16 protein-coding genes are annotated in these 19746 nt (G+C 61.9%); 9 read left to right on the top strand and 7 right to left on the bottom strand.

Annotation, left to right across the window (positions count from 1 at the left end; genetic code table 11):
* Positions 1–2: 2 nt before the first annotated feature.
* The 5 genes from sucD to WH367_RS08680 all read left to right on the top strand — a co-directional run bounded on the left by sucD (position 3) and on the right by WH367_RS08680 (position 4286).
* Positions 3–899 (top strand): succinate--CoA ligase subunit alpha, encoded by an 897-nt coding sequence (sucD, locus tag WH367_RS08700; protein ID WP_021026616.1) that lies wholly within the window; start codon positions 3–5, stop codon positions 897–899.
* Between the two features lie 112 nt (positions 900–1011).
* Positions 1012–1695: a TerC family protein gene (locus WH367_RS08695; protein ID WP_339535523.1), complete on the top strand. Its 684-nt coding sequence runs from the start codon at positions 1012–1014 to the stop codon at positions 1693–1695.
* A gap of 299 nt (positions 1696–1994) precedes the next feature.
* The gene (locus WH367_RS08690) at positions 1995–2642 is read left to right on the top strand and encodes an FHA domain-containing protein (protein ID WP_339535521.1); all 648 of its coding nucleotides are present in this window, start codon (positions 1995–1997) and stop codon (positions 2640–2642) included.
* A 312-nt stretch (positions 2643–2954) separates the two neighbouring features.
* Positions 2955–3485, top strand: coding sequence for a pilin (locus WH367_RS08685; RefSeq protein ID WP_339535519.1), 531 nt, complete (start codon positions 2955–2957; stop codon positions 3483–3485).
* A gap of 60 nt (positions 3486–3545) precedes the next feature.
* On the top strand, positions 3546–4286 hold the full coding sequence (locus WH367_RS08680) for a hypothetical protein (protein ID WP_339535517.1): 741 nt from the start codon (positions 3546–3548) through the stop codon (positions 4284–4286).
* Between the two features lie 26 nt (positions 4287–4312).
* Here WH367_RS08680 and moaC read toward each other — a convergent pair whose 3' ends face one another.
* Positions 4313–4804 (bottom strand): cyclic pyranopterin monophosphate synthase MoaC, encoded by a 492-nt coding sequence (moaC, locus tag WH367_RS08675; protein ID WP_339535515.1) that lies wholly within the window; start codon positions 4802–4804, stop codon positions 4313–4315.
* Between the two features lie 200 nt (positions 4805–5004).
* Between moaC and WH367_RS08670 the strand changes: the two genes are divergently transcribed.
* On the top strand, positions 5005–6702 hold the full coding sequence (locus WH367_RS08670) for a M48 family metalloprotease (RefSeq protein ID WP_339535513.1): 1698 nt from the start codon (positions 5005–5007) through the stop codon (positions 6700–6702).
* Here WH367_RS08670 and WH367_RS08665 read toward each other — a convergent pair.
* The 3 genes from WH367_RS08665 to WH367_RS08655 all read right to left on the bottom strand — a co-directional run bounded on the left by WH367_RS08665 (position 6670) and on the right by WH367_RS08655 (position 8405).
* The gene (locus WH367_RS08665; protein WP_021026611.1) at positions 6670–7026 is read right to left on the bottom strand and encodes a phage holin family protein; all 357 of its coding nucleotides are present in this window, start codon (positions 7024–7026) and stop codon (positions 6670–6672) included. The genes WH367_RS08670 and WH367_RS08665 overlap by 33 nt on opposite strands.
* Positions 7027–7153: 127 nt before the next feature.
* Positions 7154–7594: a hypothetical protein gene (locus WH367_RS08660; protein ID WP_021026610.1), complete on the bottom strand. Its 441-nt coding sequence runs from the start codon at positions 7592–7594 to the stop codon at positions 7154–7156.
* A gap of 67 nt (positions 7595–7661) precedes the next feature.
* Positions 7662–8405, bottom strand: a complete 744-nt coding sequence (locus WH367_RS08655; protein ID WP_339535511.1) for a TerC family protein — start codon at positions 8403–8405, stop codon at positions 7662–7664.
* A 468-nt stretch (positions 8406–8873) separates the two neighbouring features.
* On the opposite strand from WH367_RS08655, the gene WH367_RS08650 reads away from it, so the two are divergent.
* Complete coding sequence (locus WH367_RS08650) at positions 8874–9302, top strand: DUF3717 domain-containing protein (RefSeq protein ID WP_021026608.1); 429 nt, start codon at positions 8874–8876, stop codon at positions 9300–9302.
* Here the strand turns inward: WH367_RS08650 and WH367_RS08645 are convergent.
* Positions 9286–9846 carry a YaeQ family protein gene (locus WH367_RS08645; protein ID WP_021026607.1) on the bottom strand — a complete coding sequence of 187 codons (561 nt, stop codon included), beginning with the start codon at positions 9844–9846 and terminating at the stop codon, positions 9286–9288. The genes WH367_RS08650 and WH367_RS08645 overlap by 17 nt on opposite strands.
* 136 nt (positions 9847–9982) lie before the next feature.
* The gene (purB, locus tag WH367_RS08640; protein WP_339535508.1) at positions 9983–11362 is read right to left on the bottom strand and encodes an adenylosuccinate lyase; all 1380 of its coding nucleotides are present in this window, start codon (positions 11360–11362) and stop codon (positions 9983–9985) included.
* A 158-nt stretch (positions 11363–11520) separates the two neighbouring features.
* On the opposite strand from purB, the gene WH367_RS08635 reads away from it, so the two are divergent.
* Positions 11521–12144, top strand: a complete 624-nt coding sequence (locus tag WH367_RS08635; protein WP_339535506.1) for a glutathione S-transferase family protein — start codon at positions 11521–11523, stop codon at positions 12142–12144.
* A gap of 515 nt (positions 12145–12659) precedes the next feature.
* Here the strand turns inward: WH367_RS08635 and glnE are convergent.
* Positions 12660–15395 carry a bifunctional [glutamate--ammonia ligase]-adenylyl-L-tyrosine phosphorylase/[glutamate--ammonia-ligase] adenylyltransferase gene (glnE, locus tag WH367_RS08630; RefSeq protein ID WP_339535504.1) on the bottom strand — a complete coding sequence of 912 codons (2736 nt, stop codon included), beginning with the start codon at positions 15393–15395 and terminating at the stop codon, positions 12660–12662.
* 121 nt (positions 15396–15516) lie between these two features.
* Here glnE and WH367_RS08625 point away from each other — a divergent pair, with 121 nt between their 5' ends.
* Positions 15517–19683: a YhdP family protein gene (locus tag WH367_RS08625; RefSeq protein WP_339535502.1), complete on the top strand. Its 4167-nt coding sequence runs from the start codon at positions 15517–15519 to the stop codon at positions 19681–19683.
* Positions 19684–19746: the final 63 nt, after the last annotated feature.

Genomic DNA, 19746 nt, shown 5'->3' with positions numbered 1-19746 from the left:
ACATGTCTATCTATATCAATAAAGACACCAAAGTCATTACCCAAGGCATCACGGGCAAGACCGGCCAGTTCCACACTGAAAAGTGCCAGGAATACGCGAACGGCAAGAACTGCTTCGTCGCTGGCGTGAACCCCAAGAAGGCTGGCGAAAAGATTTTCGACATCCCTATCTACGGTTCGGTCAAGGATGCTGCCAAGGACACCGGTGCCACCGTGTCCGTGATCTATGTGCCGCCTGCTGGCGCTGCTGCTGCCATCTGGGAAGCGGTGGAAGCCGACCTGGACCTGGCCATCTGCATCACCGAAGGCATCCCCGTGCGCGACATGCTGGAAGTGCGCAACAAGATGAAGGCCAAGGAAGCGGCTGGCGGCAAGAAGACCTTGCTGCTGGGCCCTAACTGCCCAGGCCTGATCACCCCCGGTGAAATCAAGATCGGCATCATGCCCGGTCACATCCACAAGCCAGGCCGCATCGGCGTGGTGAGCCGTTCGGGCACGCTGACCTATGAAGCCGTGGCACAACTGACCGAGCTGGGCATTGGCCAGTCGTCGGCTGTCGGTATCGGTGGCGACCCCATCAATGGTCTCAAGCACATCGACGTGATGAAGGCGTTCAACGACGACCCGAACACCGACGCTGTGATCATGATCGGCGAAATCGGCGGTCCAGACGAAGCCGAAGCTGCGCTCTGGTGCAAGGCCAACATGAAGAAGCCTGTGGTGGGCTTCATCGCTGGTGTGACTGCCCCTCCCGGCAAGCGCATGGGCCACGCTGGCGCGCTGATCTCCGGCGGCGCCGACACGGCAGATGCCAAGCTGGCCATCATGGAGGAGTGCGGTTTCACCATCACCCGCAACCCATCCGAAATGGGCCGCCTGCTGCAAGGCCTGCTGAAGTAAGCAAAATTACGCATGCCAGGGGCTGCGTGCCCCGCTAAACTGCGTACTCCATAAAAAGAAGACGCCAGATCGTTCAGGTCTGGCGTCTTTATTAATAACTACGGAGCGCAACATGGATTACGTCAATCATCCCGACTTCTGGATCGGGCTGGTCAAGATCATCTGGATCAACATCATTCTCTCGGGCGACAACGCCGTTGTCATCGCGCTCGCAGCGCGCTCCCTGTCCCCTGAACAACAAAGAAAAGCCATCATGTTCGGCTCCGGTGCCGCCGTGGTGCTGCGCATCTTGCTGACCGTGGTCGCCGCCAAGCTCTTGGAGCTGTCCTTCTTGCAGATCGTTGGCGGCTGCCTGCTGCTGTGGATTGGCCTGCAGCTGCTCACCAGCCATGACGAAGAAGAGGGCGCGGGCAAGGGCACCGGCACGATGATGGCCGCCATCCGCACCATCCTGATCGCCGACCTGGTGATGAGCCTGGACAACGTGATTGCCGTGGCGGCTGCTGCCGGCGGCAATATGCTGCTGCTGATCCTGGGCCTGGCGATCTCGATCCCGCTGGTGGTCTTTGGCTCCACCTTGATGATCAAGCTGATGGAGCGCTTCCCGGTCATCGTGATCCTGGGCGCCGGCCTCATCGGCTGGGTAGGCGGCGAGACCATCATGAACGACAAGCTGTTGCATGGTTTTGTAGCAGCCAACCCTGCGCTGCACTACCTGGCAGCTGCCGCTGGCGCCGCCCTGGTGGTGGGCCTGGGTCTGTGGCTGCAAAAGCGCAATACCGCGCCTGCACACTGAGCGGCTGATCCTCTCAGCCCAACACAAAGCGCCTTCGGGCGCTTTTTGCATTTCTGCGCAGGGCTGCAGAGATGGTGCTTCGTCAAGAGGAAACAGCGCCTGCAGCAGCCAACGCATTGATCGGCATCAGCCATCGAGAGGAGTCAAGGGTAAACCCGTAACCAAAATCCGGTAGCACCCAACACATCGTGATCCTTTGTCAACCGCGTATCGAAAATGTCATTTGTATAGCTTATGTGCATATAATCGAGACGAGGTTTATCAATATGCCAAGACTCATAGTTTCATTAGATGGAGTGGTGATCCAGGACTACATGCTGACGGAGTCCAGGGCCACCCTGGGGCGCCGTTCCACCAACGACATCGTGCTGACCGACATGGCGGTCAGCGGCGAGCATGTGGCCTTCACCTATGAGAAGAAGATCGGCATCGTCGTCGTCGAAGACCTGGGCAGCACCAATGGCACCAAGGTCAACGGCCTCAAGGTGCGCCGCCAGGTGCTGCAAAGCGGCGACCTGCTGGACATCGGCAAATGCCGCATCCGCTTTTTGATGAACTCTCTCGTGCCCGAAAGCCACTACATGCATGCCAGCGAAGCCGGCAGCCTGACCGCCAAGCCCGCCCATGCCGACCACGGCGAAGACAGCCCCACGGTCCCCGCCGACTTCCCCCCTGCCGAAGAGCAGCCCTACACCCCCAGCCCCTACCTGCGCGCCGTCAGCGGCGCCAGCGAAGACATCATTCTGTCCAAGGTCGTCACCACCGTTGGCCGCCCTGGGATCGCCGTCGCTGCGCTGACCAAGCGCGGTAAGGGCTATATCGCTACTAAGGTAGATGGGTCTGCGGATGTGGTGCTGAACGGCCAAGCGCTGAATGGCGTGGGGTTGTCGATGCACAAGGGGGATCGGATTGAGCTGGCGGGGATGGCTTATGAGTTTTGGACTTAGGGCTCTGGGTCTTGGGCTTGCATAGACAGGGCCTACACAAATGCTGCGGCACCTTTGGGTGCCGTTTCTGTTTCTGCTTCCCATGCTCTTAGCATGCACAGTCGTTCATCGGGTGACAAAAATGGCAGAAATCTTGGCTCGCTGACATTTATGAACGTCTTGCACAATAAGTTAACAAAACGCCGCATTTTTGTCAGCCGAGGCCGCGAAATGCGTAGACGCCAAAAGTTGGCACAGCACTTGCATTAAGTGATCCATGCCAAGTCGCTCGACAAGGCTACCTAATCACTGGTTACATAGAGAGGATTCAACATGCTGCGTACTATGCAAAAGGGTTTCACCCTGATCGAACTGATGATCGTTGTGGCGATTATCGGTATTTTGGCTGCTGTGGCACTGCCTGCTTACCAAGATTACACCGTCCGCGGTAAAGTGACCGAAGTCATGATTGCTGCAAGTTCGCCCAAGAGCTTGATTAGCGAAGCGTTCCAAAGTGACAACCTCGCAGGCGTAACTGCGGCAGCCACAGAATATAATAATCGCCCTGCTGCTGAAAAGACCAGTAAGTACGTTGGTGGTATTAACATTGATACCGCTACTGGTGTGATTACGGTAACTACTGCTGCTGCTGCCACTTCCGGTTTGCCAACCGATGCTGCTGCAAAGAATGTGAACTATTCCCCTAACGTTAATGGTGTTGCGTTGGTGTCTGGTGCAACTGGTGCCATTGACTGGGCTTGTACATCTACTACAGACACCACCGCTACAACTCGTGCTTTGGGTAATAAGGTAATCCCTAATGATCCACTGCCCGCGAAATATGCACCTTCCGAATGCCGTTAATTATTTTTAATTAATAGCAAAAGCCCGCTAACTGCGGGCTTTTTTTTGAAGTTCAGTTAAATGAGTAAAATTAGAGCTGCGGCAATCCATTTTGGTATAACAATGTCGATAATTTTACCTTTGTTAATATTGGTAAAGCATTATTGGTTTCGTGGGTCTTTTTTCTCATTGATGGATGCGAATGGCTTATTTTTCTTGTTTTTGCTAGTTGGTTTCATTTGTGGTCCTTTCTTGACGTTCTTTGTATTCGATAAAAAGAAAAAAAGGCTTTCGTTAGTAATAGATATTGCCGTTATTGCTGTGCTGCAAATTTTTGGGGTTGGGTACGGTTTGTTTGTTATGAGTTATGCACGCCCCGTTGTCATGGTTTTTGAAGTAGATCGGATACGTGTACTTTCTTTCGCTGAGTTAGATCGACAAGAAGAAAATATATTTCCTGGATGGACCAGTATTTGGAGTTTTAGTCAGCCGCAAGTGGTTTTTTTGAGGCCTGCTGGAAGCAACGGCGAAAAATGGAAAAGAATATATTCGGATATAAATGGCCAGCAAGCCAGTCGTCAGCCTAGTCAGTGGACAGATTATTATGATAATTCTAAAATTATTTTAGAGCGTACCAAGCCGCTGGAGACTCTCATAGAGAAATTTCCAGAAAAAGTCAAGGAAATAGAATTTTCCATAAGAGCTAACGCCAGTGCCCGCTGGCTGCCATTGGTCAGTGAGAAAAAATTGGACTGGGTAATTTTTTTGGATGATAAAAATGCAAAGCCGATTGCATTCATGAATTTAGATGGATTTTTCTAACAAAAAATCTTGTGAAATCATTAATTTTATTTATCACTAATTTTATTTGACAAATGGCTTTCATTTTTGCCACCTTGTTTCGTCAAAAGAAGAATTGAGCTCATTACCATCCCCTTATCTATCGCCTTGCACATGTCATAAACAGTCAGCAGTGCGACCTGAACTGCGGTCAAGGCCTCCATCTCCACGCCAGTAGGCCCAACAGTTTCTGTTCTGACTTCGCAACGTACAGCGTTCTTTTCGGGTAACAGCTCAAAATCCACCGCCACCTTGGTCAGCGCAATCGGGTGGCACAGCGGTATCAGCTCACTGGTCTTCTTCGCCGCCATGATGCCGGCAATGCGTGCAATACCCAGCACATCTCCTTTTTTGGCGGTGCCGGCGGCGATGATGTCCAAGGTGGCCGGCTGCATGGTGATAAAGCCCTCCGCAATCGCAATGCGATGGGTGTTAGGCTTGGCGCCTACATCGACCATATGGGCCTGGCCCTGGGCGTCGAAATGGGTGAGTTCAGTCATGGTGCTTTCCGTGTTCAATACGTCACAAGCGGCAATACAGGGTGCAACTTGTGCAGTGGTGCTTCATCATACGTGTTGGGCTGAAGGCTTGATGGCAAGGAGCCCGCTCTGGTCACCCTCTGGCTTGATTCAGATTCAGCATCTGCTGCCGCACGGAATTTTGAATGAATACATGGTTTTTTAAACGCACAGCATGTGCATTGTTGGCCACCCATATGGCTGCGGTGGCCACTCTGGCCCCCATGCAGGCGCGGGCCGACACCAGCTTGCCGGCGATGGGCGAGGGCGCCGAGATGACCACCAGCGAGGAGCGGCGCCTGGGCGATGACATTGCACGCGAGATCTACCGCGATCCGCAGTTTCTCGATGACGCGATTCTGTATGAGTACGTCAACGGCATTTGGCAGGAGCTGATGCTGGCAGCGCGGCAGCGCGGCACCTTGACATCGGAGCTTCAAGAGCGTTTTGCCTGGCAGGTGATGCTGATCCAGGATGCCACCGTGAACGCCTTTGCACTGCCAGGCGGCTTTATGGGTGTGCAGACCGGCCTGGTGGGCGTTGTCGGCAGCCGCGATGAGCTGGCCTCGGTGCTGGCCCACGAGATGAGCCACATCACCCAGCGCCATATTGCGCGCATGCTGGCCCGCCAGTCGCGCATGACGCCGGTGATGATTGCCGGCATGATCCTGGGCGCGTTGGCGGCCAGCAAGAACCCGGCTGCGGCCCAGGCGCTGATGGTGGGCAGTTCGGCCGCTGCCATCCAGTCGCAGCTGAACTTCTCACGCGATATGGAGCGCGAGGCGGACCGCACCGGCATGAGCCTGATGCCGCCTGCCGGCTACTCGCAAGCAGGTTTTGTCAGCATGTTCGAGAAGCTGCAACAAGCCAACCGGATGAACGACAACGGCAGCTGGCCCTACTTGCGCACCCACCCGCTGACGACGGAGCGCATTGCCGACATGCAGTCGCGCTTGCCCGCTGGCGCTGCACGCAAACCGCAGGACACGGGCATGGTGGCGCAGATGATGTCGGCCAGGGCGCGCATGCTGTCCAAGCCTGAGCCCCAGGTGCTGCACCAATGGGTGCAACTCACCACAGCGGCCGATTTTGCCAACCGCTCGTTGGACCAGCGCGCGGGCGTCTGGTATCTGGCTGCCATGTCGCACAACCAATTGGGGCGCCATGCCGAAGCGCTGGCTGCGCTGGATCAGCTCGATGCCACTGTGCAGGCCCACCCCGATGCGATGCGCCAGGCGCAGCTCTTGCGTGCTGATCTGGCATTGCGCAACCGCCAGCCGCAAGATGCGTTGGCGGCGCTGGCCAAGATCCAGCCGCTCAAACCCCCTCCCAGCAAGGCCGGCAGCACTTCGGTCACGGTCAGCAATGCGATGACCGGCCTGGTCAACGAAGCGGTGATTACGCAGGGCTCGGACAAGTCGTTGAGTATCCAGGACAGCAGCCGCGATGTGCTGCTGCCGGAGGTCAAGGCGGTGGTGGGGGACGATGCAGGTCAAAGCACTGACCGGCCCGAGCTGGTGCTGGCTGCGCAAGCCTTGGCGCAGCTGCCTGCCACGGGTTTGACGGCCTATGAAGGGGTATCGCGCCAGACCAGCAGCCGCCTGCAGACCCTGGTGGTGCAGTGGCCCAAGGATGCAGGGGCCTGGCTTGCGCTGTCATGGGTGCTGCGCCAGCAGAACCAGCCGCTGCGCTCCATCCGCGCGGAGGCTGAGAGCCGGGCTGCGCAGTATGACTATGCGGCAGCGGTCGACCGCCTGCGCGCCGGGCAGGACATGGCGCGCAACAGTCCAAACCGCAACGATTACTACGAGGCCTCGATCATCGACACCCGCTTGCGCGAGATGCAATCACTTGCCAAGGAGCAGGCGGCCCGTAAGTGATTCGATGACCAGGCTGATAATGGAGTAGAGCACCGAGCCGATCAGCGCAGCCCAAAAGCCATGCACCACAAAGCCGCTACCTGCGATGCCGGAGGCGGCCCAGAACATCAGCGCGTTGATGACAAAGATGAACAGGCCCAAGGTCAGTATCGTCACGGGCAGGGTCAGCACGATCAGCACGGGGCGCACAATCGCATTGCACAGCCCTATCAGCAGCGCGGCAATCAGCGCAGCGCCAAAACTTCGGATTTCCACTCCACTGTAGAGGTAGGCGACACAGAGCAGAGCGACTGCGGAGAGCAACCATTTAAGGATAAGTTTCATGGCGCCAGCATAGCGGATGGCAGGCGCGCTGTGTATAGGCCGGCATCCAATGATGGGTGGTTTAACGAGCCCAGCCATGAAAAAAGCGCCCGAAGGCGCTTTGTGTTGGGTGGTGGGGCTGACGGCTTTACGCGCCGTCGAGCACCAAGCTAAAGCAGATACCCAGAATGCCCAGCAGCGATCCTGCCAGCTTGGCGGGGCGTGGCACAAAGTCGGCCGATGGTGGCTCGGAGATGGCCTTGGGGCGGCGCCAGTCCAGCACTTCGGCCTCGGGGTACTCGGCGTGGAGCTGGGCGGTCATTTGCTGCACGCTCACTTCCGAGATATGGGTCGAGACGCGGGCGCGCTGCAGCTGGGTGCTTTGCGGGATCAGGCCCTCAAACAGGTTTTTGGCCCACTTGTTGCGCCACTTTTCGAGGGTGCTGCGATTGCCCCAGCGGCTGGCTCTGCGGGTGATTTTGGGGGCGCAAGCCACCAGCACCCAGTGCTCGTCGTTGATGGTTGCGCACTCGTTCAAGCGCTGCAGGGCAAAGGCGGCATCATCTACAAAGACTATTTTTACGTTCATCCAAGTGGCCTAGGTGGGGCTGGCAGCGTGGGGCTGCCAGCGGTGGTGGTAGAGGGCGGGTATGGGCTTAGTGTACGTTGGCCGCCGGGAGTTCCTTGGCTTTTTTGCTGGCCAGCCATTTGCCCAGCACCAGCACGATCAGTGCGCCCGCTGCAGCGGCTGCATAGTGCAGCGTCTTGCTCTGGTCGATCTTGAACATCCAGGTCCACTTGTCGGGGTTGGCAAACACGGGGTCAGAGACCAGCATGCCGCCCGCGATCCAGCCCAGCAGCATGCCGCCGGCGGTGATGACCATCGGGAAGCGCTCCATCAGCTTAATGACCAGCTGGCTGCCCCAGACGATGATCGGGATCGAGATCAGCAGGCCCAGGATGATGAGCAGCATGTGGTGCTCGTCACCGGCGTTCTGCGCGGCGCCAGCAATGGCGATCACGTTGTCCACGCTCATCACCAGGTCGGCAACGATGATGGTCTTGATGGCGGCAAACAGGCGGTCGCTGCCTTGGATGTTGCCATGGTCTTCGTCTTCAGGCACCAGCAGCTTGACGCCGATCCAGAACAGCAAGATGGCGCCGACAAATTTCAGGAACGGCAGGGCCAGCAGGAACATCGCGAACGCGATCAGGATGACGCGCAAGATGATCGCGCCAGCGGTACCAAAGATGATGCCTTTGCGGCGCAGGTCAGGGGGCAGCTTGCGGCATGCCAGGGCAATCACCACCGCGTTGTCCCCGCCCAGCAGGATGTCGATGATGATGATTTGGCCCAGTGCAATCCAGAAGGGCGCGTGCGTCAGAAAATCCAAGTCCATGTAAGCACCTAATTTTTGAAAAAGCGGCCCATGCACCATGCACAGACCAGCCAGTGGGGTGTCGTTACAAGCCAGGGAGGCGACGTGGTTCAGCGTTGGCGCCGTGATGGCCAACCGCCGGGCAGTAGCTTCGAAGACCTGTGGTGCGGCACCATGGTTTTCAAAGGTCTTGCTCAGATCATGTGGGCCATGAACCTAACGCGCCGGAAGCCGTGAGGCTTCGTACTGACGACGCATTACATGTCTCTGCGCTTGCCGCTGGCAAGGCATCAACGGGAGCTACTCCCCTTCGTCAGCGCGTATTGGAACACAAACCAAGCGCTTTGGGGTGACAAAGACCGGGCCACTGCACAGAGTATTCCCGCATGTTTGTGTTTGCCCACACCTGTGGATAACAAGCTGTGAACAAGTGGGGGTGCACCGCCGCTTGGCGGTTTCGCTGCCGCAGGGCTATCATCGATGGCAGCTATGGAACTCATCCACCTGACCGATCTGGAAGCAGCCATCAACCACTGGCGCCAGCGCGCGCCCAGTGGCCCTGGCGCATCCTTGGCGCCGCAGGTGGCTGCGCTGGCCGAGGTCTATGCGCGGCTGGTCTACCAGCGCAGCAATGGGGTGGACATGCGCGAGATGGGCGATGTGGCCATGCAGGCCTGGCTGGCCTGGTGGGAGACCACACCGGATACGCCCTGCATCGCCATCTGCTCCACCAGCCAGGGCGATGCGGTCTGCAAGGGCTGTGGCCGCAGCTTTGACGAGGTGCAGCACTGGCTGGCATACAGCCCCGTGCAAAAGCGGGCGGTGTGGCGGCGCATCAGCCTGCAGGGTACGGCCTGGCGCTTTAACCGCTACGCCGAGCGGGCGCGTGCCGCAGGCGGCATCACTTCCAGCGAATAGGCTCTACAAAGACGGTGCCCTTGTCGCTGGACAGGGTCAGCTGGCCTTCCTGGATGGTGGCCTGCAGCTGCATGCTGCGCTCGGCCAGATCGGCCAGCGATTGGGACACCTCGGTCGGCAGGCGGAACACCTCTAGCTTTTCCTGGCGCGCGAGCTTGCCTTCCAGGCCCTTCCACCAGATCTCGGCTGCATGGTTGAAGCAGTACACCAGCATATGGTCCGACTTGTTGCAGGCCTTGGTGATCGGCTTTTCTTCGGGCTGGCCCACTTCGATCCAGATGCGCTTGGCGCCGGTGAAGTCGGTCAGGTGCACATCGGGGTTGTCCGGGTCGGACAGGCCGGCGCCAAAGCCCAGGGTGCCGTCGCCATTGCACAGGTCCTGCAGCTGGTGGGCGTTCAAGGCCAGCGCCACCAGGCGCACCATCATGCGCTCGTCGGTTTCACTGGGGTGGCGCGCCAGGGTCAGGTTGTGGTCGGCGTAGTAGTTGTGGTCGATATCGGCAATCGACAGATTGGCTTTGTAGATCGTGGATTTGATAGCCATGGGGCAGGGTCTGGTGACGAAGCCTGGGCTTCGGGGGTGAATCCGGCGCGCCCGGCTGGCGCGTTGCGCTTGGCCGGGCGGTGAGAGAAAAAAGGCAAGAGGCCAGGGAGCGCCTGGCCTCTTGGGGGGAGCGTACTTAAACGCGCTGGGCCAGCTCGGTGGCCTTGCCGATGTAGCTGGCCGGGGTCATGGCCAGCAGGCGCTCCTTGTCGGCCTGCGGGATCTCCAGGCTGTGGATCAGCTGGTGCAGGTCTTCGGCGCGCACCGTCTTGCCACGGGTGACTTCCTTGAGCTTTTCGTAGGCGCCTTGCACGCCATAGCGGCGCATGACGGTCTGGATCGGCTCGGCCAGCACTTCCCAGGCATTGTCCAGGTCTTCGGCCAGGCGCTCTTCGTTCAGCTCCAGCTTGTTCAGGCCGGTCATCAGCGAGGTGTAGGCCAGTGCGGCATAACCGGTGGCCACGCCGATATTGCGCAGCACGGTGGAGTCGGTCAGGTCACGCTGCCAGCGGCTGATCGGCAGCTTCTCCGACAGGTGGCGCAGCAGTGCGTTGGCCAGGCCCAGGTTGCCTTCGGCGTTTTCGAAGTCGATCGGGTTGACCTTGTGCGGCATCGTCGACGAGCCGATCTCGCCGGCCTTGAGGCGCTGCTTGAAGTAGCCCACCGAGACATAGCCCCAGATGTCGCGCGAGAGATCGATCAGGATGGTGTTGGCGCGGGCGATGCCGTCGAACAGCTCGGCCATGTAGTCATGCGGCTCGATCTGGATCGAGTAGGGCTGGAAAGTGAGGCCCAGGCCCTGGGGCTCGTGCTTTTCCACGACGTTCTTGCTGAAGCTCTCCCAGTCGAACTCGGGCCAGGCCGACAGGTGGGCGTTGTAGTTGCCCACGGCACCGTTCATCTTGGCCAGCAGCTTGACGTTGGCAATGCGGTCCATCGCCGCTTGCAGGCGCACCACCACGTTGGCCAGTTCCTTGCCCACGGTCGTGGGGCTGGCGGTCTGGCCATGGGTGCGGCTGAGCATGGGCACGGCGGCATACTGGTGCGCCATCTCGCGCAGCTTGAGCACCACGCGGTCCAGGCCCGGCAGGATCACCTGGTCGCGGCCGGCGCGGATTTGCAGCGCATGGCTGGTGTTGTTGATGTCTTCGCTGGTGCAGGCAAAGTGCACAAACTCGGCCGCCTTGAGCAGCTCTGGGCGTGCCTCGAACTTGCTCTTGATCCAGTACTCCACCGCCTTGACATCGTGGTTGGTGGTCTTCTCGATGTCCTTGATCGCCTGGGCGTCGGCTTCGCTGAAGTGATTCACCAGGCCGTGCAGGTAGCTGCGTGCACCCTCGGACAGTGGCGAGAACTCGGCAAAACCGGCATCGGACAGCGCGATGAACCAGGTGATCTCCACCTGGACACGGCGATGCATGTAGCCAAATTCGCTCATGATCGGGCGCAGGGTGGACAGTTTGGAGGCGTAACGGCCATCCAGCGGAGAAAGGGCGGTAAGGGAAGACAGGCTCATGGGCCGCTATTGTAGAAGCGGGCCGTTTGCCGCGGCTGCAGTCTGGATTTGCCTAATTACAATCGAGAGGTGCAAATGTCCCGTGCGGACCCCCATGCCCATGGCAGCTTGGAGGTCCCTGCGGACCGGATCGACGCCACCTGCCTGAGCCTGAAGCTATGAAATTGCTAGGAAGCCTGACCAGTCCCTATGTGCGCAAGGTGCGCGTGGTGCTGGCCGAGAAAAAACTCGATTACCGCCTCGAGACCCTGGATGTCTGGGGCGACAGGGCCACGATCGCCTCGGTCAACCCGCTGGGCAAGGTGCCTTGCCTGGTGCTGGACGATGGCTCGGTGCTGGTTGATTCGCGGGTCATCGTCGAGTACCTGGACACCTTGTCGCCCGTGGGCCGGCTGATCCCCAGCCTGGGCCGCGAGCGCGCCGAAGTGCGCAGCTGGGAGGCGATGGCCGATGGTGTGCTCGATGCCGCCGTGCTGGCGCGCATGGAATATGCCTTTACCGGCCGCTCGGCCGAGCAGCGCAGCCCCGCCTGGGTGGAGCGCCAGCTGGGCAAGGTCTGGGCGGGGCTGGAGGCCATGGGCAACGGCCTGGGCCAGAAAACCTATTTTGCCGGCACGGGCGTGCACATCAGCCTGGCCGATATCGCCGTGGGCTGCGCGCTGGCCTGGCTGCGCTTTCGCTTTCCCGAGCTGGATTGGGCAGCGCGCCACCCCAATCTGGCGCAGCTGCTGGAGCGCCTGGAAGCCCGGCCCAGCTTTGCGGCGACGCAGCCTGAAGGCTGAGGCGCTCCCGAACTGCAGCCCCAAGGCTGAGGCGCTTCCGACCTGCTGGCTCAGGGCGGAGAGGCTCCCGAGCCTGCCGCCACGGGCAGGCTGCGCGCAGGCAAAAAAAAGGCCCAGTCGTCTGGACTGGGCCTGGGTATAAAAAAAGTTGCGAAGCGTCCCGAAGTGAATGATAGAGAGGGAGGGAGGAGAAGCACTTCAGGTTTGCAGTCATGCCGAATTGGGCCTGAAAGACTTCGCAACATTAAAAAGGGTCCGTAAAAACTGCGTCTGTCGCCTTTACATGGTTCAAAGAGTGGGTGGGCGTTTTTAAGTTTCCGCCAGCCACCATAAATGTATTGTAAACAAATAAATAATTTGTTTCATTACGTTATCATTCGTCGAATTAATCACTGAATGATAGGCGATAGTACATCGTTTTGAATGCCGTTGCGCGTAAGTGAATGCTAGCGACGGGTGATCACGCAGTATAAACCCTTATGAATTCCCGAGTTCCATCGGCCTTTTTGCAGGATCTATGCAGTCTGTAACACCGTTGCCCACAGCGCCCGCACCGTCTGCTGCTCTTCCAGCAAGGCCGTTTCAGGCACCTGGGTGGGCGCCTCGTTCAGCCTGGCTAAATGCTGCACACGGCGCAATGCGCGGTAGGCATTCGCACTCGCCTCACCCATGCCTTCGGGCAGCAAACCGGCACTTTCGGCACGCCGCAACAAGGTGATGTTGCCCAGGTTGGGACGCAACTGGGAATTGCAAGCCGAATGCAGCAAAACCAGGTACTGCACGGCAAATTCCACATCCATCATGCCGCCCACGCTGTGCTTGACATCGAACAAGCCCGCGGGCACCGCATGGGCGCTGCGCACGCGCTCGCGCATGGTGGCGATCTCGCTGCGCAGCGCTGGCGCGTCGCGCGGGGCGGTGATCACCGCTTCACGCACCGCATCAAAGCGGGCCGCCAGCGCAGGGCTGCCCAGCACAAAGCGGGCGCGTGTCATCGCCTGGTGCTCCCAGGTCCAGGCGGTGTTGCTGCCGCGCTGCTGCTGGTAGTTGGCGTAGGAGTCAAAGCTGGTGACCAGCAGGCCGGAGTTGCCGTTGGGGCGCAGCGCGGTGTCGATCTCGAACAGGTCGCCTTCGCCCGTCTTGACGGTGAGCCAGCTGATGAGCTTGCGCACAAAGGCCGAATAGACCTCGGGTGCGCGCTCGTCGTCGTCGTCAAAGACAAAGACGATGTCCAGGTCGCTGCCGTAGCCCAGCTCCTTGCCGCCGAGCTTGCCGTAGCCGATGATGCCGAACTGCGGCTCGGCGCGGTGCGCGCTCTTGAGCCGGCCCCAGCACCAGCGCGTGGTCACGCGCAGCACGGCATCGGCCAGTGCCGAGAGGTCATCGGCCACTTGCTCGACGGTGATCTGCTGCTCGATGTCGCGCGCCAGGGTGCGGAAGGTCTCGGCATGGTGGGCGCGGCGCAGCAGGTTCAGCAGGTTCTCGTCATCGTCTTCGGCGGTGGATTGCAAGGCGGCACGGCGCCGCTCCAGATCCGCTTCAAACTCCTGCGGGTTGAAGCGCTCATGCATCAGCGCATCGCTGGCCAGCTCGTCGATGACGCCGGGGTGCTGCAGCATGTAGCGGGCCGGCCATTTGGCCGCGCCCAGCATGTGCATCAGCTTTTCATGCACGGCCGGGCGTTCCTGCAGCATCGCCAGGTAGCTTTCGCGGCGCAGCAGCGATTCCATCCAGTCGGCTAGGCGCACCGCGGCGATCTCGCTGACCTGGCCCTGGCTGAGCCACTGGGCCGTGCGCTGCAGCAGCAGCACCAGGCGCCCCAGGCCCGCATCGCTCAGGTAGCTGTAGCGGGGATTGCGCTGCCACTGCAGCACGCGCTCGCGCACTGCCTCGGGCAACTTGGGCAGTACGGTCTCCAGCTCGGGCGCGCTGGCAGCAGCCCCCTTGGCGCCGCCGCATTGGCCGCTCTTGCAGGCCTCGTTGCCGCCCAGCAGCTTGTCAAACTCCTGCGCGACCAGCTCGCGGTGCGCATCGAGCTGGTGCAAGAAGCGGCACTCGTCGCCATAGCCCAGGGTCTGCGCCATCCACCGCAGGTCGTCGTCGCGCGTGGGCAGCACATGGGTCTGCTGGTCGTCCAGGTACTGGATGCGGTGCTCCACCTTGCGCAGAAAAGTGTAGGCCTCGGCCAGGGCCTGCGCGGTCTCGGGCGCCATCAGGTTGGCGCGCTCCAGGCGGGGCAGGGCCTCCAGGGTGGCGCGGCAGCGCAGCTCGGGAAACTGGCCGCCCCGCACCACCTGCAGCAGCTGCACGATGAACTCGATCTCGCGGATGCCGCCGCGCGAGAGCTTGACGTCATTGGCGCGCTCGGGGTGGCCCGCGCTGCGCTTGGCCGCATGCTCGCGGATCTGGCGGTGCAGGCTGCGCAGCGAATCGAAGACCGCGTAGTCCAGGTAGCGGCGGAACACAAAGGGCAGCACCGCGCCGCGCAGCGCCTGCACATTGGGGCTGCGGATATCGGCCAGTGGCGCCACGATGCGACTCTTGAGCCAGGCAAAGCGCTCCCATTCGCGGCCATGGGTTTGCAGGTAGTCTTCCAGTGCAGCGACCGAGATGGCGGCCGGGCCGGAGTTGCCATTGGGCCGCAGCATCAGGTCCACGCGGAAGACAAAGCCGTGCTCGGTGGTCTCGCCGATCAGCTGGTAGATCAGCTTGATCGCGCGGATGAAGTACTCATGGTTGCTGAGCTTGCCCCGGCCATCGGGCTGGCCCTGGGTCTCGCCCTCCTGCTCGTAGATATAGATCAGGTCGATGTCGCTGGAAACATTGAGCTCGCGCGCGCCCAGCTTGCCCATGCCGATCACCCACAGCTGCACCGGGTTGCCATCGGCATCGCGCGGCGCGCCATGGCGGCTGTCCAGCTCGGCCCGCGCGGCGGTGCAGGCGGCATCGAGCGCTAACTCGGCCAGCTCGGTCACGCCCCGGGTGATGGTCTGCAGATCAGCCTGCTCGTCGCAGTCCAGGTGCACCAGGCGCTCCATCACCAGCTGGCGAAGAATGCGCAGCGCAGCACCCAGCGCATAGCCCTGGGCCTGCAGTGCAGCCAGGGTCGGGGCCATCGTGGCATGCGTGGGGGGGCCACTGGGCAGCAGATCGAGCAAACCCTCGTAGCGGCGGTGCAGGCGCTGGACGAAGCGCGAATGCTCAGACAGAGGCAGGCTGGCCTGCGGGGGCGTGATATCCGTGTGTGCCATAGCGCTTTATCGACAATGTCCTGCGGCAGACCTGTTCAAATGCTCACATATGCAACGCGAGCGAGGGACTTGCCGCGGGTCATAATTTCGCTTTCCCCTTACTGATTGGACTCGATTGACTGTGCGCGCGCCCCGATTGCTCAAGCTCGCTGCCAAGCTGGTGCAATGGTCGCTGGGCTTATTGCTGGGCTTGGTGCTGCTGATGGCCATGGCCGTGGCGGCGCTGCATTGGTGGATTGTGCCCCGTATCAATGACTTTCGCCCGCAAGTGGAATCTAGGCTATCGCAGGCGCTGGGGGTGCCGGTGCGCATCGACCGCCTGCAGGCCGATGGCAACAACGGCCTGGTGCCTGCGATTGCGGTGCAGGGCCTGCGCATTGCGCAGCCCGATGGCTCTGCCGGGTTTACCCTGGATACGATCCAGGTCGCCTTGTCGGTGCCGTCACTGTTGCGACTGCGGGCCGAGCAGATCGTCATCAACGCACCGCAGCTGACGGTGCAGCGCGCCGCCGATGGCAGCGTGCGTGTGGCCGGTGTGCTGGTGGAGACCTCGCAGAACCAGGACAGCGGCAGCGCTGCCGACTGGCTGTTCCGCCAGCGCGAAGTGCTGCTGCAGGGCGGCAGCATCACCTGGGATGACCAGCAGCGCGGTCTGCCGCCCGTCACCTTCAGCGACGTGCATCTGCTGCTGCGCAACCCCGGCCTGCGCCATGAATGGCAACTGCGTGTGCGCCCGCCCGAGGACTGGGGCGATGCGCTGGAGCTGCGCGGCCGCATGCACCAGCCGATCTGGGCGCTGCACGATGGCCGCTGGAAGCACTGGAGCGGCCAGCTCTACCTGGAGGCGCTCCAGCTCAATGCCGCCGCGATGGCACCCTACCTGCCGCCGGCGATGGGCCTGCAGCAAGGCCAGGGCTCGGCGCGCCTCTGGCTGGATGTGACGCGGGGCAAGCTCACGAACGGCACGGCCGATGTGGCCTTGCGCGATGTGGGCGTGCGCCGCCAAGCTGCGGCGGCCAGCGATGACAAAACGGCGCAGGGCACGGTGCTGCTGCTGCGCTCGGTGCAGGGCCGCATCGGCGGCGCGGCCGATGACAGCGGCTTTCGCGTGCTGACGGAGAACCTGGCGGTGGAGTCGGCCAATGGCGAGCATTGGCCCGGTGGCAGCGCCCGCATCAACCATGTCTATGCCCAGGGCAAGCAGCCCAGCGAGACGGAAGCCAGCGCCCAGTCGCTCGATATTGCCTCGCTGGCCCAGCTGGCGCGGCTGTTGCCTATTCCCGACAATGCCCGCCAGTGGCTGCAGAGCAACCGGCCCGCCGGCCTGATCCGCAGCGCATCGGCCCATTGGCGCGGTGATATGGATACCTTGCAGGACTGGCAGGTCAAGGCCGATGTGGGCCAACTGGCCTTTGGCATGCCGGCTGCGGCACCACGCGCCAATGCGGCGCGCGACAGCCATGGCGGCCTGGTGCTGGCGGCCGGCCAGCCGCATGTGGGCCTGCGCGGGCTGGATCTGACGATTGATGCGCGGGCCGTTGGCGGCCAGGCGAAGATTGCCTTTGCCGATGGTGCGCTCTACCTGCCTTCGGTGTTTGAAGACCCGCAGGTCCCCATCACCTCGGCCAGCACCCAGCTGCAGTGGACGGTGCAGGGCGAGCATATCCAGATGCAGTCCGAGCGGCTGGAGTTTGCCAATGCGCATGCGGCCGGCCATGCGCGCTGGTCCTGGCAGACGGCCGACCCGCAGAAGACGGGGTCCCACTCGCGCTTTCCCGGCATCCTGCAGCTCAAGGGCGTGCTTGAGCGGGCCGATGGCACCCAGGTGCACCGCTATTTGCCGCTGCACATTCCGCCCGATGCGCGTCACTATGTGCGCGATGCCGTTCTGGCCGGCCAGGCCAGCAATGTGCAGTTCGAGATCGATGGCGATCTGTGGGAGGTGCCTTTCCCTGATTCTCGCCATGGCCTGTTCCGCATCGTCGCACCGGTGCGCGATGTGCGCTATGCCTATGTGCCCAACTCGCACCTGCACCCCGGCGAAAAGCCCTGGCCGGAGCTCAACCGCCTCTCGGGCGAGCTGGTGTTTGAGGGCAATGGCATGCAGGTCAACAAGGCCAAGGGCATTCTGGACGGCAACCAGCGCATCGTGGTCGACCAGACCAGTGCCCAGATTCCCGACTTCCATGCCACGCGCGTGGTCGTCAATGCGCAGGCCAATGGGCCCTTGGCTGATATGCTGGCCACCGTGCGCGGCAGCGCGATCGATGCGCTGACCCAGCATGCGCTGGCGCAGACCCAGGCCGATGGCGATGCCCAGCTGCAGCTCAAGCTCGACCTGCCGGTGCATGACATGGCCCAGTCCAAGGTCGATGGCAAGGTGCTGCTGGCGGGCAACCGCATCCAGTTCCATGATGACTCGCCGGTGGTCGACAAGGTTACCGGTGCGGTGCAGTTCTCCGAGCATGGTTTTGCGCTGCAGGAGCTGCAGGGCCAGGCGCTGGGCGGCGCGGTCAAGTTCTCGGGCGGCATGGATGTCAGCGGCCTGCCCGCTGGCGCGGACCATGGCCCCCGCCTCAAGGTGCGCGCCAATGGCGTGGCCACGGCGGACGGCCTGCTGCGCGCCAAGGAGCTGGGTCCGGTGGTGCAGCTGGCGCAACTGGCCCAAGGCCAGGCCGCCTACCAGCTGGACATCAGCATGGCCCAGGGCGTGCCGCTGGTGGAGGTGCGCAGTGATCTGGCCGGCATGGCGCTGGCGCTGCCGGTGCCGCTGAAAAAGGCGGCCGACGAAGTCTGGCCAACGCACTTTGCCAGCACGGTGCCGGAGGCGGCGCCTTCAGCGTTGGTGCGGCAGAACATGCAGCTCGATGTGGGGGGGCGGCTGCAGCTGCGCTATGTGCGCGACATCAGCAGCGATGATGCCGTGCCCGACAAGGTGGTCAGCGGCGTGCTGCGCCTGGGTGCTGGCGCGCTGACCTTGCCGGCCAAGGGCGTGATTGCCGAGGTGCAGCTGCCGCAGGTTGATGTGCAGGAATGGCAGGCGCTGGCCCAGCGCCTCAAGGCCATGGCGCCAGCCCGCGCGCCCGTGGCAGAGGGTGCGGCGGCCGCAGGCGCGGCCCCTGCGTCGCCCGCCGATGGCGACGCCTACGCCGCCTTTTTGCCCGACCACTGGGATATCCGCCTCGATACCCTGCAGGTGCGCGGCATGGATATCCACAACCTGCACCTGAGCGGCTCGCGCACAGGCGCGCGCTGGCGCAGCCAGGTCAGCTCCAGCCTGCTCGATGGCCAGCTGGAGTACGAGCAGGAGGCCAAGGGCCCCGGCACCATCCGCGCGCGGCTGAGCCAGCTGCGTGTGGGCCAGGAGGGCGCCGACAGCAAGGCCGCCGCCAGCCAGGATGACGCGCTGGGCCAGGAGCCCGGGCAGTTGCCGGCGCTCGATGTGGTGGTGGAGGACCTGCGCTGGCGCCAGCATTCGGTGGGCCGGCTGGAGGTGCAGGCCGTCAACCAGCGCGAGGCTGACAAATCCTGGTGGCAGCTGAAGAACATGGTGCTCTCGAACGATGCCGCCAGCCTGCAGGCCAGCGGCGACTGGGGCGCCAAACGCAGCAGCAGCGGCGGGCGCCGCACCGAGCTGGAGATGCGCCTGGACCTGAAGGACACCGGCGCCTTGCTCGGCCGCCTGGGCATGGCTGGCGTGGTGCGCCAGGGCAAGGGCTCGGTGCAGGGCAGCATCGGCTGGACGGGCAGCCCCGTGAGCCCCGACTACACCAGCATGGATGGCAAACTGCACATCGATGTCGGCCAGGGCCAGTTTTTGAAGGTCGAACCCGGTGCGGCCAAGCTGCTGGGCGTGCTCAACCTGCAGGCCTTGCCGCGCCGGCTGACCCTGGACTTCAAGGACGTGTTCAGCGCCGGCTTTGGCTTTGACTTTGTGCGCGGCGATGTGCTGGTGAGCGATGGCCTGGCCTCGACCACGAACATGCAGATGAAGGGCGTCACCGCCGCCGTGCTGCTCGAAGGCAGTGCCAACCTGCGCGATGAAACGCAGAACCTGCATGTGGTCGTCATCCCCGAGCTGAACACCACGACGATGGCCCTGGTGACCACTGCCATCAACCCGGTCATCGGCATTGGCACCTTCCTGGCCCAGGCCTTGTTCAAGGGGCCGTTGACGCAGGCGGTGACCCAGGAGTTCGAGGTCAGCGGCTCCTGGTCGGAGCCCGAGGTCAAGCGCATAGGCCGCAGGCAGGAAGCGGACAGCAACGCCGTCGGCACCCCGCATTGAGCGTCCGGGCTCTGCTGCGCTGAGTCACCTTCGATATCCGCAGGCGCCAGTTCCAAGCCTGGG

This window comes from Comamonas sp. MYb21 (genome assembly GCF_037479395.1).
Lineage (GTDB): Bacteria > Pseudomonadota > Gammaproteobacteria > Burkholderiales > Burkholderiaceae_C > Comamonas.
The sequence above is the reverse complement of the archived record's forward strand: the minus strand, read 5'-3'. Positions and strand labels throughout refer to the sequence as shown.

Coding starts and splice junctions, on each gene's coding strand:
- sucD (WP_021026616.1), top strand. CDS start 3: ATGTCTATCTATATCAATAAAGACACCAAAGTCATTACCCAAGGCATC.
- WH367_RS08695 (WP_339535523.1), top strand. CDS start 1,012: ATGGATTACGTCAATCATCCCGACTTCTGGATCGGGCTGGTCAAGATC.
- WH367_RS08685 (WP_339535519.1), top strand. CDS start 2,955: ATGCTGCGTACTATGCAAAAGGGTTTCACCCTGATCGAACTGATGATC.
- WH367_RS08680 (WP_339535517.1), top strand. CDS start 3,546: ATGAGTAAAATTAGAGCTGCGGCAATCCATTTTGGTATAACAATGTCG.
- moaC (WP_339535515.1), bottom strand. CDS start 4,804: ATGACTGAACTCACCCATTTCGACGCCCAGGGCCAGGCCCATATGGTC.
- WH367_RS08665 (WP_021026611.1), bottom strand. CDS start 7,026: ATGAAACTTATCCTTAAATGGTTGCTCTCCGCAGTCGCTCTGCTCTGT.
- WH367_RS08660 (WP_021026610.1), bottom strand. CDS start 7,594: ATGAACGTAAAAATAGTCTTTGTAGATGATGCCGCCTTTGCCCTGCAG.
- WH367_RS08655 (WP_339535511.1), bottom strand. CDS start 8,405: ATGGACTTGGATTTTCTGACGCACGCGCCCTTCTGGATTGCACTGGGC.
- WH367_RS08650 (WP_021026608.1), top strand. CDS start 8,874: ATGGAACTCATCCACCTGACCGATCTGGAAGCAGCCATCAACCACTGG.
- WH367_RS08645 (WP_021026607.1), bottom strand. CDS start 9,846: ATGGCTATCAAATCCACGATCTACAAAGCCAATCTGTCGATTGCCGAT.
- purB (WP_339535508.1), bottom strand. CDS start 11,362: ATGAGCCTGTCTTCCCTTACCGCCCTTTCTCCGCTGGATGGCCGTTAC.
- WH367_RS08635 (WP_339535506.1), top strand. CDS start 11,521: ATGAAATTGCTAGGAAGCCTGACCAGTCCCTATGTGCGCAAGGTGCGC.
- glnE (WP_339535504.1), bottom strand. CDS start 15,395: ATGGCACACACGGATATCACGCCCCCGCAGGCCAGCCTGCCTCTGTCT.